This is a genomic window from Streptomyces sp. NP160, assembly GCF_006335115.1.
Taxonomy (GTDB): domain Bacteria; phylum Actinomycetota; class Actinomycetes; order Actinomycetales; family Quadrisphaeraceae; genus Quadrisphaera.
This window is the reverse complement of the sequence record NZ_VDMJ01000003.1, coordinates 1-12,406: the sequence shown is the minus strand read 5'-3', so window position 1 is coordinate 12,406 and position 12,406 is coordinate 1. Positions and strand designations below refer to the sequence as shown.

Here is a 12,406-nt window from a genome sequence, read left to right as displayed (position 1 = left end):
ACTGCTGCGCCGACCGCCGCGGGCTGGGCGGGTGCGTCAGGCGGGGGCGGCCGAGGCGGCGGCCTCGGGCGTCAGCGTCGGGCCGGTGATGAGCGAGGGGTCCTCGGAGTAGACCTCCTGGATCAGCGAGAGGTCGAAGAGCTCCTCCGCGGTGATCGTGGTGCCGGCCGTGGCGAGCGACTCGATGTTGGTGGCGACGAGCTCATCGGTCATCGTGAACAGGCCGTTCTGCACCGTGTCGGCCGTGACGATCAGGGTGGCCTGGGCGTTGATCTCCTGGATCTGCTCGTCGAGGTTGAGGTTCAGGTCCTTGCCGTACTGCTCCACCGCGAGGCGCGCGCCCTCCTGCGGGTCGTTGAGGGCGTCGGTCCAGCCGAGGATCTCCGCCTTGAGGAAGGCCTTGAGCTTGTCGCGGTCCTCCTCGATGGTCTGCTGCGCCACGGTGAAGGTCTCCGTGACCAGCGGCAGGCCGTGGTCGGCGAAGGCGAACTGCACGGTCTTGAAGCCCTTGCCCTGCAGGAGGATCGGCTCGTTGGTGAGGTAGGCCATGAAGCCGTCGACCTCGCCGGTGGTGACCACGGTCGGGTCGTACTGGACCGGGACGATGGTCAGCGAGCTGGGGTCGATGCCGTTGGCCTTGAGGAGCCCGGAGAAGATCTGCTCGTTGCCGCCGGACTGCACGCCGATCTTCTTGCCCGCCATGGCCGCCGGGTCGGGGATCGGGTTGGAGTCGAGCGAGACGATGCAGAAGGCGTTCTTCTGGAACGTCGCGCCGATGATCTTCAGGGGGGCGCCCTCGTTGATGGCCGGGGCGGTCAGCGTGGGGGCTGACAGGCCCACGAGCGCCTTGCCGGTGGTGACGGCGGCCTCGGCGCTCGTGCCCGCCGCACCGCCGGCGATGAGGTTGACGCTCGAGAACCCGGCGTCCTTGAAGTAGCCCTTGGAGTCGGCGAAGTACTCGCCGGCGAACTCGATGTTCTTGATCCAGGACAGCTGGATGGCCAGGTCGCCGTAGTCGGCGGACCCGCCGCTGCTCGAGCCGCCCGTGCCGGCCCCCGTGTCGGAGCCGCCGCAGGCCGCCAGCGCGCCGGCGCCGGCGACGCCGAGGCCCGCCAGTCCCGCCATGCGCAGGAAGGAGCGGCGCCCCAGGGCGCTGCGGACGAGCTGCTGGTGGTGGCGGTCGATCGACGGCACGAGGGCCTCCCGGGTTCTGGTGCTCGCGGTTCTCCCGCGCTGCGTGGGGACCGCGTGCTGCCTTCTCGTGCCAGCTCGCGGTGGACGAGCGGGGACGCTAGGAGCGCTGTGCGTCGGCCGGAGGACGGCCGTGTTACGGGGCTGTTTCCGGACCGGGGTTCTGGTCACGATCAGGAGACGGTCGCGGGGGCGTCGGCGCCGAGGGGGTCGTCACCGGCCGGCAGAGCAGGACGTGCTGGCGACCCGCCACGCGGGTGAGCACGAGCGTCGCCTGGCGCGGTCCCTCCAGCCTCAGGGACCGGCGCAGCTGCTCGACGTCCACGGCGCTGCCGCGCTTGAGCACCTCCACGGCGCCCACGCCCCGGTCCCTCAGCCGCGTGCGCAGCGCCTTCAGCCCGAACGGCCAGACCTCCTCCACCGCCAGCGCCCGCGCCAGCGGCGTGGTCACCAGCCGGTCGGAGGTGACGTAGGCGATGGACGGGTCGAGCAGCGAGCCGCCGACCAGAGCGGCCACCTGCCCCACGAGCCCGGAGCGCACCACGGCGCCGTCGGGGTCGTACAGGTAGGCGCCGACCCCGTCCGGAGAGCCGATGGCGGGTGGCACCTCCAGTCCCTCGTCGTCGACGAGGGTGGCGGTGCCGCCGTGCTCGGCCGAGCGCAGCACCAGGGCGGTGGCCGCCCGGCCCGGGCGGGCGAGGGGGCCGAACCAGCACGCCGCCTCCACGACGTCGCCGTCGACGGAGACCCACTGCACCTCCGCGGCCAGCCCGGACCCCGCGGCGACGTCACGGGGCACACCGGGCGCCAGCTTGACGCCCGTGGCGGGCACGCGCCGAGCGACGTCCAGCACCGCGCTCCACGGGGGAGAGGCGTGGTGGGGGTCCAGGACGCGGCGTCCGGAGGCGTTCCGGCGGGCGGGGTCGAGCCAGGCGCCGTCCACGGAACCGTCCCGGCCGAGCTCGGCGACCACGTCCAGCACGTCGGCGCGGTGGACCTGCGCCTCGGGCCAGTGGCGCAGGTTCACCGTGGCGACGGCGGCGGTCGCCTCGTCCCTGTCCACGGCCAGGACCCCCAGGCCGAGGGAGGCCAGCGCCATCGCGTCGCCGCCGATGCCGCAGCCGAGGTCGGCCACGCGGGTGCAGCCGGCGTCGCGGAAGCGCCGGGCGTGGTGGGCCGCCACCTGCAGCCGCGTCGCCTGCTCGAGGCCCTCGGCGGTGAAGAGCATCCCGGCGGCGAACGGGCCGAACTTGGCCTCGCCCTTCGCGCGCAGCCGCGACTGCGTCATGGCCGCCGCGACGAGCTGCGGCTCGGCGCCCTCGGCGCGCAGGCGCTCGCCCAGGGCCATCGCGGCGTCCGGGCCGGTGTAGGGCGGCAGGGCCTCGAGCAGCGCCCACCCCTCGGGGCGCAGGAGCGGCGCCACGCCCGCCGCCGAGGGTGAGGAGGAGGACGACGACGCGTCAGCGGGCTCCTCGTGCACCCGCCGATCCTCGCAGCCGCCTCCCGCCGAGCCGTAACACGCCCGCAACCCACGGTGGCCGCGCCGCGGGCACCATCGGCGGCGCGCAGCTCCCCTGCGCCGCCCCGGCCGCGCTCGCGGCCCCCGGGTGCTGTTCCGCCACCGGGTGCGAGGGCCGGTGGTCGGACGACGTGCGGCCCCGCCTTGCAGCAGCGGGACGCGGACGGGGAGCGCAGCGGTGGCACGGCCCTTCCACCTCGGGTGGTTCACGCACTTCGGTCCCGACGAGTGGGACGCGCCGTTCGCCTCCGCCGGCGGCAGCCCCTGGGACGGCGCCTTCCACACCGACCTCGCGCGGGCCCTGGAGCGCGCCTGCTTCGACCTGGTGCTGCTGGAGGACTCCCTGGCCGTCTCGTCCGAGGCGGGCGGCACCCGCGAGCTCCTGCTGCGCACGGGCGTGCGCGCGCCGCGGCACGACCCGGCCCCGCTGTCGGCGCTGCTGGCGGCCGCCACCCAGCACCTCGGTGTCGTGACCACCCTGTCGACGCTGCTCTACCCGCCGTTCCTGCTGGCCCGGCTGGTCTCCACGCTCGACTCCCTCTCCGGCGGCCGCACCGGCTGGAACATCGTCACCAGCACCGACGACGCCGAGGCCCGCAACGCCGGCCTGCCCGCCCTGCCCGACCGCGACGAGCGCTACGCCGCGGCCCAGGAGCACGTGGACGTGGTCACGGCGCTGCTGGAGAGCTGGGACCCGGACGCCGTCGTCATGGACCGCGCCACCCACACCTACGCCGACCACACCCGCGTGCACCCCGTCGACGCGGCCGGTCCCCGCCACCCCGTCGCGGGCCCGCTCACCACGGTGCGCTCGCCGCAGGGCCGCCCCGTGTACTGCCAGGCCGGCGGGTCGCCCACGGGCCGGGCCTTCGCCGCGCGCAACGCCGACGTCGTGCTCGCCGTGGCCAACGGCCCCGCGGCCATGAAGACGGCCCGCGACGACGTGCGCCAGCGCGCCGCCGAGGCGGGCCGGGACCCGGACGACCTGCGCGTGCTGTTCCTCGTGGCCCCGGTGCTGGGGGAGACCGAGGAGGAGGCCCGCGCCGCCCTGGCGCGCTCGGCGGCCCACCCGACCGCGCTCGCGACGACGCTGGCCAAGTTCAGCGCCTACACGGGGGTCGACCTCACCGCCCTCGACCTCGACGCGCCGCTGCCCGCGCCGGAGCTGCTGCTGGCGGGCTCTGCCCGCGGCTCGCTGGGCACGCTCGCGAAGTTCGCGCAGGTCGGCGGCGACGGGCGCCCGAGCACCAAGCCGCTGCGCGAGCTGGCGGCCGACGCCGGCACCAACTCCTCCCTCGACCTCGTGGGCACCCCCGAGCAGGTGGCCGACCAGCTCGAGGCCGCGGCCGACGAGGTCGGCGGGGACGGCTTCCTCGTCACCACGCCGTACCACCGGCTCTCGCGCCACTACGTCGTGCAGGTCACCGAGGGCCTGGTGCCCGTCCTGCAGCGGCGCGGTCTCGTGCGCACCCGCTACACGGCCGCCACGCTGCGCGGCCACCTCGCCGAGTTCTGACCCCGACCCCCGACCAGACCAGCCAGCACCCGAGGAGACCGATGACCCCGACCGCCGTGCAGGCGGTGATCGCCGGGCTGGAGCGCGCCGGCGTGACCGTCGCCAGCTACCTGCCCGACTCCCTGCTCAAGCCGCTCTACCCCGCGCTCGACGCCCATCCCGGGATCCGCACCGTCCCCTGCACCAACGAGGGCGAGGGCGCCGCCGTGTGCGGCGGGGTGTTCCTGTCCGGCAAGCGCGCCGTGCTGTGCATGGAGAACTCCGGGCTGCGGGCGGCCGCCGAGCCGCTGGCCCGGATGGGCCTGGGCTCCGGCATCCCCGTCGTGATGGTCATGAGCTACCGCGGCGAGCTGGGTGAGAACAACTGGTGGGCCGTGCCGCACGGGATCACGATGGAGCCGATGCTCGCGGCGCTGCGCATCCCCTACCGCGTGGTGCGCGAGGAGGCCGGGATCGAGCAGGCCGTGGTGGACGCCTACGAGTGGTCGTACTCCGCGTACCAGCACTCGGCGGTCGTGCTCGGCGGGAGCGTCGTCCGATGACCGCTGCACCCGCCTCGGCGATGACGCGCTTCTCCGCGATGGAGGCGCTGGCGGGGATGCTGACCGACGAGCTGGTGGTGCTCTCCCTCGGCGGCGCCGTCGACGAGTGGTACACCGCTGCGCCCCACCTGCGCGAGGCCAGCCTCTTCCAGCAGCAGCTCGGGTGCGTCACCCCGCAGGCCCTGGGCCTCGCGGTGGGGCTGCCGCACCGGCGGGTGGTCTCCCTCGACACCGACGGGGGCCTGCTCTTCAACCTCGGGGTGCTCGCCACCCTCGGCAACGAGCAGCCGGGCAACCTGCTGGTGGTCGTCTGGGACAACGAGCGCTACCAGTCCATCGGGGGGCCGCGCACCCACACCTCCTCCGGCACCGTCGACCTGGCGGCCATCGCGCGCGGAGCGGGTGTGGTGCGCGCGAGCACGGTCCGCGACGTCGAGGCGTTCGCCGCGGCGTGCGCCGCGGGCCTGGCCGACACGAGCGCGCCGCACGTCGTCGTCGCCAAGGTCGACACCTCCCCGGAGGGCCACGCCGCGGCCGGCCACCCCGTGGTGCGCCGCAAGCACAGCGACGGCCGCGAGGACACCTACCGCTTCGTGCGGCACGTCGAGGCGACCGAGGGCGTCACGATCATGGGCCCGAGCGAGCACAACTGATGGTGGGACCCGCAGCGGCCGGCGCGGCGAGGGCCTACGACCACGTGGTGGTCGGCGGCGGGGGAGCGGGCTGCGTGGTGGCCCGCCGCCTCGCCGAGCGCGGCTCGGCCGTCCTCCTGCTGGAGGCCGGCCCCGACGACGCCGGCCGCGAGGACGTCGCCGACGCGGGGTCCTGGCCCGCGATGCTCGGCGGCGAGCTCGACTGGGGCGTCTCGTACGCGCCGTCGCCGCAGGTGGCGGGCCGGCGCATCCCGCTGCCGCGCGGCCGGGTGCTGGGCGGGTCGAGCAGCACCAACGCGATGCTCTGGTACCGCGGGCACCCCAGCGACTACGACGGCTGGGACCTGCCGGGCTGGGGCTGGGCGGACGTCGCGCCCCGGCTGGAGCTCGCCGAGCGCGTGCTGCGCGTGGAGCGGCCGCGCGACCCGCACCCGGTCGCGACGGCCCTGGTCGACGCCGTGGTCGCCGCTGGCCGGCAGGGGGCCGGCGGCCTCGCCGAGCTGGCCGAGCTCACGGCCGCCGCGGAGGACGACGGCGCGGGCGGCGTCCGCTCGCGCCGCTGGAGCACCTCGCGCGCCTACCTGCGCGAGCTGCCACCGCTCGAGCAGCTGCCGGGCAGCGGGTCGCTCACCGTGGTCACCGGCAGCCCGGCCCTGCGCGTCGAGGTGGAGGGCGGTCGGGCCACCGGCGTCGTCCACCTGCTGGACGGGCAGCCGGTGACCAGCGCGCTGGTGAGCGGCGGCGAGGTGGTGCTGTGCGCTGGCGCGGTGGAGACGCCGCGGCTGCTGCTGGCCTCCGGCGTCGGGGACCCGGCCGACCTCGCCCGGCTGGGGGTGCCCGTGGTCAGCGCCCTGGCGGGCGTGGGGCGCAACCTCCAGGACCACCCGCTGCTGGAAGGCGTGACCCTGCGGCTGCGCGAGCCGCGGGGGCCGGTGCGCGACAACGGCGGCGGGGCAGTCTGGAACTGGCGCAGCGCGAGCCCCCGCAGCGACGCCCCGGACCTGCACTGCTTCGTGACCCAGGCGGCCTGCGCGACGCCGGCGGTCGCGCAGGCCCACGAGCTGGACCGCTCCGACCCGCACCTGGTGGGCCTCGGCGTGGGGCTCATGGGCAGCCGCAGCCGCGGCCACCTGGTGGTGCGCGACCTCGCCCCCGGCGGCGCCGTGGACCTGCACCCCGGCCTCCTGGCCGACCCCGCCGACCGCGCCGCCCTGCTCGAGGGCCTGCGCGACGTGCTCGACCTGGCCGACGGCCCGGTCTTCTCCGCCCTCGGCGCCCAGCGCCTCGCGCCGCTGCCCACCCTCACCAGCGACACCGGCGACACCGACCTGGAGGAGCTCATGAGCCTGGCCTGCACCACCTTCTTCCACGCCTGCGGGACCGCGGCGATGGGACGCCAGGACGACGGGACCGCCGTGCTCGACCCCGAGCTCCGCGTCCGCGGCGTCGACGGCCTGCGCGTGGCCGACGCCTCGGCGTTCCCCACCGTGCCGACGTCCAACACGCTCGCGCCCGTGGTGGCGCTGGCCGAGCGCGCCGCGGACCTGCTGGTGCCGTGGTCGGTGCGCCGGTGAGCGCCGGCGTGCGCGTGCTGGCGGCCGGCGTCGTCGTCGTGGGGGACGCCGCCCACACGGTGCTCACCGACGGCGCCGTGGCGCTGGACGGGGACCGCATCACCGCCGTCGGGCCGCGGGAGGAGGTGCTGACCGCGGTGCGCGCCGAGCACCCGGGGGCACCCGTCGAGGAGCTGCCGGACCACCTCCTCGTGCCCGGTCTGGTCAACGCGCACCACCACTCCGGCCTGCTGCGCGGCACCGCCGAGGAGCTGCCGGTGTGGGAGTGGCTGCGCGTCCACATCGACCCCATGCACCGCGTGCTCACCGCCCACGAGGCCGAGGTCGCCGCCCGCCTCTGCTACGCGGAGGGCCTGCTCGCCGGCACCACCACCGTCGTCGACATGTGGCGGTACCTGCACGGCGGAGCCCGCGCCGCGGAGCTGCTCGGCAACCGGCTCGTGGCCGTCCCGTACGCCGCGGAGCACCCGGAGCACGACTTCTTCGACACCCTCGACGACGTCGAGCGGCTCGCCGCCGACCACCACGGCTCCGCCGGCGGGCGGGTCGAGGTGTGGGTGGGGCTGGAGCACCCCTTCTACGCCGTCGAGGCTGCGCAGCAGCGCGCCGTGGCGATGGCGCGGGACCTCGGCACCGGCCTGTACACGCACTGCAGCGAGTCGCGCGACGAGGTCGCCGAGTTCGAGCGCCGCTACGGCGCCCGTCCGGTGCGCGCCCTGGAGCGCCTCGGGATGCTCGACGCCCCGCGCACCGTGCTCGCCCACGCCGTCTGGCTCGACGACGACGAGATCGGCCTGCTCGCCGAGCGCGGCGTCGGCGTGGTGCACAACCCGGTGAGCAACATGAAGCTGGCCAGCGGCACCGCCCGGGTGCGCGAGCTGCTCGCGGCCGGAGTCGCCGTCGGCCTGGGGACCGACGGCGAGAAGGAGAACAACAACCTCGACGTGTTCGAGGAGCTCAAGGCCGCGTCCCTGCTGGCCAAGCTGCGCGACCTCGACGCCGCGGCGCTGCCCAGCTGGGACGCGTTCGCCCTCGGGACGACCGGTGGAGCCCGCGCGCTGGGGCGCGAGGCCGACCTGGGCTCGCTGGAGGTGGGGAAGAAGGCGGACGTCGTGGCGGTGCGCTCGCGCACCCCGCGGATGACGCCGCTGGTCACGTCGGGTCCGCTGCTCAACGTGCACCACAACCTCGTGCACGCCGTGCGCGGCTCCGACGTCGACCACGTCTGGGTGGACGGCGCCCCGGTGGTGCGCGACGGCGCGCTGGTGCACGCCGACCTCGGCGAGCTCGTCGACGAGGCGCGCGCCACCGCGCCCGGCCTGTTCGCGCGCCGCGAGGCGTGGGTGGCCGAGCACGGCCTGCCGGAGGTGGCCTGGTGAGCGCGCTGCTGGACGGCGGGACCGCGCCCGCCGGCGCCGTCTCCCCGGCCGCGCGGTCGGTGCTCGACGCGTGGCGCGAGGAGCCGGCCGGCCTGTTCACCGCGGGGGAGTGGGGCCCCGCCGCGACGGGGGGGCGCCGGACCACCCGCGACCCCGCCACAGGCGCCGTGCTCGCGGACGTCGCCGACGCCGGCCCGGAGGACGTCGGGCCCGCCGTCGAGGAGGCCCGCGCCGTGCTGGAGGACCGCCGCCCCGGCTCGTGGTGGGCGGCCACCCCCTCGGCCCGCGGCCGGCTGCTGTGGCGCGTGGCCGACCTGCTCGCCGAGCACGCCGAGGAGCTGGCGCAGCTGGAGGTGCTCGACCAGGGCAAGACCCTGGCCACGGCCCGCGGTGAGGTGGCCGGCGCGGCCGAGCAGTTCCGCTACTTCGCCGGCGCCGCGACCAAGCTCACCGGCACCACCTTCCGGCCCTCCTCGCCGGTGCCCACGCACGCGGCCCCCGGGGCGCGGCTGGTGGCGAGCACCGTGCTCGAACCGGTGGGCGTGGTCGCCGCGATCACGCCGTGGAACTCCCCCCTGCTCATGGCCGCGATGAAGGTCGCGCCCGCGCTCGCCGCCGGGTGCGTCGTCGTCCTCAAGCCCGCCGAGGACACCCCGCTCACGTCCGTGCGCCTCGTGCAGCTGCTGGTCCGCGCCCTCGACGAGGCCGGCCTGCCCCGCGGGGCGGTGTCGCTGCTGACCGGGGGAGGTGCCGTCGGCGCAGCGCTCGCCGAGCACCCGGGGGTCGACAAGGTGGCCTTCACCGGCTCGACCGCCACGGGGCGCGCCATCGTCCGCTCGGCCGGGCGGCCCGGCGGGCACCTGCCCCGGCTCACCCTCGAGCTGGGGGGCAAGTCGCCCGCCGTCGTCATGGCCGACGCCGAGATGGCCTCGGCGGTGCCGGGGGTGGCGCGGGGGGTCTTCGCCAACTCCGGGCAGGTGTGCGTGGCCGGGTCCCGGGTCTACGTCGAGCGCCGCGCCCACGACGCCTTCGTCGAGGCGCTCGCGGGGGTCGCGGCCGGCACCCCGCTCGGGCACGGCCTCCACCCCGGCGCGCAGCTGGGACCCCTCGCGAGCCCGGCGCACGCGGCCCGGGTGGCGCAGCGCGTGGCCGACGGCGTGGCCGCGGGTGCGCAGGTGGTGGGGTCCGGCGGCCCGGTGGCCGACGCCTCCGGCGGCGGCTGCTTCTTCGCGCCGACGGTGCTGGTGGGGGCGGACCCGACCTCGCCGCTGGTGCAGGAGGAGGTCTTCGGTCCCGTGGTCGTCGTCGCGCCCTTCGACGACGTGGAGGAGGTGCTCGCCGCGGCGAACGACACCGACTACGGCCTGGCGGCGAGCGTCTGGACCACCGACCTGCGCACCGCGCAGCGCGTGGTGGACGGCGTGCGCGCCGGGACGGTGTGGGTGAACTGCCACTCCGTGTTCTCCCCGGAGCTCGTCAAGGGCGGGCGGCGGACGTCCGGGTGGGGCGTGGAGAACGGGATGGAGGGCCTGGCCGGGTACCTGGAGGCCAAGACCGTCTGCTCGCTGGTCTGAGCCGGGCGGACGGGCGAGCCGGCTGGCACTCGGGTTGACCGAGTGCTGACGGCCTCACTACTGTCCTTCTTGGCACTCTCCCTGCGAGAGTGCCAGCGCCCGAGGTCGGAGCGGCACCCGCGACGACGCACCGGCCCACCGGCGCGCGCATCCGTCCGTTCCGCACCACCAGCGAAGGGGAGGTCCGCCCGTGTCGGTCTCCATCAAGCCGCTCGAGGACCGCATCGTCGTCAAGCCCCTCGACGCCGAGCAGACCACCGCATCCGGCCTCGTCATCCCGGACACCGCGAAGGAGAAGCCCCAGGAGGGCGAGGTCCTGAGCGTGGGCCCGGGCCGCATCGACGACAACGGCAACCGCGTGCCGCTCGACGTCAAGGTCGGCGACAAGGTCATCTACTCCAAGTACGGCGGCACCGAGGTGAAGTACGGCGGCCAGGAGCTGCTCGTGCTCTCGGCGCGCGACGTGCTCGCCGTCGTCGCCTGATCGACCACTGATCTCGGCTCGCCCCGGCGGCCCCCACGCCGCACGGCGGGGGCCCCGGGGCGTTCGCCGTCCCCGCACCACTCGCGCACCCGGTAGCGCGACCACCACGCCGTCAGGAAGAAGGACATGGCCAAGCAGCTGCAGTTCGACGAGAACGCCCGCCGCGCCCTCGAGCGCGGGGTCGACGCCCTCGCGAACGCCGTCAAGGTGACCCTCGGCCCCAAGGGCCGCAACGTGGTCATCGACAAGAAGTGGGGCGCCCCCACCATCACCAACGACGGCGTCACCATCGCCCGCGAGGTGGAGCTGGACGACCCGTACGAGAACCTCGGCGCCCAGCTCGCCAAGGAGGTCGCCACCAAGACGAACGACGTCGCCGGTGACGGCACCACCACCGCGACCGTCCTGGCGCAGGCCATGGTCAAGGAGGGCCTGCGCAACGTGGCCGCCGGCGCCAGCCCGTCCGGGCTGAAGCGCGGCATCGACAAGGCCGTCGACGCGGTCTCCGAGAAGCTGCTCGCCACCGCCCGCGAGATCGACGACAAGGGCGAGATCGCCCAGGTCGCCACCATCTCCGCGCAGGACTCCACCGTCGGCGACCTGCTCGCCGAGGCCTTCGACAAGGTCGGCAAGGACGGCGTCATCACCGTCGAGGAGTCCAGCTCGATGAACCTCGAGCTCGACTTCACCGAGGGCATGCAGTTCGACAAGGGCTACATCTCGCCCTACTTCGTCACCGACTCCGAGCGCATGGAGGCCGTCCTCGAGGACGCCCACGTGCTGCTCTCGCAGGGCAAGATCAGCTCCGTCCAGGAGCTCCTGCCGCTGCTGGAGAAGGTCCTGCAGACCTCCAAGCCGCTGTTCATCATCGCCGAGGACGTCGACGGCGAGGCGCTGTCCACGCTCGTCGTGAACAAGATCCGCGGCACCTTCACCGCCGCCGCCGTCAAGGCCCCGGCCTTCGGCGACCGCCGCAAGGCGATCCTCCAGGACATCGCCATCCTCACCGGTGCGCAGGTCGTCAGCCCCGAGGTCGGCCTCAAGCTCGACCAGGTGGGCCTGGAGGTCCTCGGCTCGGCCCGCCGCGTCGTCATCACCAAGGACGACACGACGATCATCGACGGCGGCGGCGACGCCGACGCCGTGGCCGACCGCGTGCGCCAGGTGAAGGCGGAGATCGAGAACACCGACTCCGACTGGGACCGCGAGAAGCTGCAGGAGCGCCTGGCCAAGCTGGCCGGCGGCGTCTGCGTCATCAAGGTCGGCGCCGCCACCGAGGTGGAGCTCAAGGAGAAGAAGCACCGCATCGAGGACGCCGTCTCGGCGACCCGCGCGGCCATCGAGGAGGGCATCGTCGCCGGCGGCGGCTCCGCCCTCATCCAGGCCGTCTCCGCCATCGACGCCCTCGAGCTCACCGGCGACGAGGCCACCGGCGCGCAGATCGTGCGCCGCTCGGCCGCCGAGCCGCTGCGCTGGATCGCCGAGAACGCGGGCCTCGAGGGCTACGTCGCCGTCGAGCGCGTCCGCGGGCTGGAGGCGGGCCACGGCCTCAACGCCGCCACCGGCGAGTACGTCGACCTCGTGGCCGCGGGCGTCATCGACCCGGTGAAGGTCACGCGCTCCGCGCTGCGCAACGCCGCCTCCATCGCGTCGATGGTGCTCACCACCGACACGCTGGTCGTGGACAAGCCCGAGGAGGAGGCCCCCGCGGCCGCCGGCCACGGGCACAGCCACTGAGCTGACCGTCCGCCCGGGTCACCGGGCGCGCGCCAGAGCCCCCCGGACCACCAGGTCCGGGGGGCTCCCCCGTGCCGCCACCCGCGCCTGCCGGGGGTACGAGGTGGGGGGTACGAGGTGGGGGGGGTGCGACGAGGGCCCCGGACCTGCTGGTCCGGGGCCCTCGCCGTCGCTCGGGGCGCGGTGCGGTCAGCCGACCTCGGCGATGCGGGTCTCGGCGACCACGGTGTTCGGGGT

10 protein-coding genes are annotated in these 12,406 nt (G+C 75.4%); 8 read left to right on the top strand and 2 right to left on the bottom strand.

Annotated elements, in window-relative coordinates; all coding sequences use genetic code 11:
- Positions 1-36: 36 nt before the first annotated feature.
- Entirely contained in the window at positions 37-1,194 is a 1,158-nt protein-coding gene (locus FHN55_RS01150) for an ABC transporter substrate-binding protein (protein ID WP_218974240.1), read from the bottom strand.
- Between the two features lie 133 nt (positions 1,195-1,327).
- Complete coding sequence (locus tag FHN55_RS01145) at positions 1,328-2,671, bottom strand: class I SAM-dependent methyltransferase (protein WP_257570610.1); 1,344 nt, start codon at positions 2,669-2,671, stop codon at positions 1,328-1,330.
- 217 nt (positions 2,672-2,888) lie between these two features.
- Here FHN55_RS01145 and FHN55_RS01140 point away from each other — a divergent pair, with 217 nt between their 5' ends.
- The 8 genes from FHN55_RS01140 (at position 2,889) to groL (ending at position 12,169) form a co-directional block, all read left to right on the top strand.
- Positions 2,889-4,226, top strand: coding sequence for an NtaA/DmoA family FMN-dependent monooxygenase (locus tag FHN55_RS01140; RefSeq protein WP_139709981.1), 1,338 nt, complete (start codon positions 2,889-2,891; stop codon positions 4,224-4,226).
- Positions 4,227-4,267: 41 nt separating this feature from the next.
- Positions 4,268-4,768, top strand: coding sequence for a thiamine pyrophosphate-binding protein (locus tag FHN55_RS01135; protein ID WP_139709979.1), 501 nt, complete (start codon positions 4,268-4,270; stop codon positions 4,766-4,768).
- The gene (locus tag FHN55_RS01130) at positions 4,765-5,421 is read left to right on the top strand and encodes a thiamine pyrophosphate-dependent enzyme (protein WP_139709977.1); all 657 of its coding nucleotides are present in this window, start codon (positions 4,765-4,767) and stop codon (positions 5,419-5,421) included. Before FHN55_RS01135 ends, FHN55_RS01130 begins: the two co-directional genes overlap by 4 nt.
- Complete coding sequence (locus FHN55_RS01125; protein WP_139709975.1) at positions 5,421-6,995, top strand: GMC family oxidoreductase; 1,575 nt, start codon at positions 5,421-5,423, stop codon at positions 6,993-6,995. Before FHN55_RS01130 ends, FHN55_RS01125 begins: the two co-directional genes overlap by 1 nt.
- Positions 6,992-8,374, top strand: a complete 1,383-nt coding sequence (locus FHN55_RS01120) for an amidohydrolase family protein (RefSeq protein WP_218974239.1) — start codon at positions 6,992-6,994, stop codon at positions 8,372-8,374. Before FHN55_RS01125 ends, FHN55_RS01120 begins: the two co-directional genes overlap by 4 nt.
- Positions 8,371-9,948, top strand: coding sequence for an aldehyde dehydrogenase (locus FHN55_RS01115; protein WP_218974238.1), 1,578 nt, complete (start codon positions 8,371-8,373; stop codon positions 9,946-9,948). Before FHN55_RS01120 ends, FHN55_RS01115 begins: the two co-directional genes overlap by 4 nt.
- A gap of 190 nt (positions 9,949-10,138) precedes the next feature.
- On the top strand, positions 10,139-10,432 hold the full coding sequence (gene groES / locus FHN55_RS01110) for a co-chaperone GroES (RefSeq protein WP_139709973.1): 294 nt from the start codon (positions 10,139-10,141) through the stop codon (positions 10,430-10,432).
- A gap of 126 nt (positions 10,433-10,558) precedes the next feature.
- Positions 10,559-12,169, top strand: a complete 1,611-nt coding sequence (gene groL, locus FHN55_RS01105) for a chaperonin GroEL (protein ID WP_139709971.1) — start codon at positions 10,559-10,561, stop codon at positions 12,167-12,169.
- The last annotated feature ends 237 nt before the right edge of the window (positions 12,170-12,406 follow it).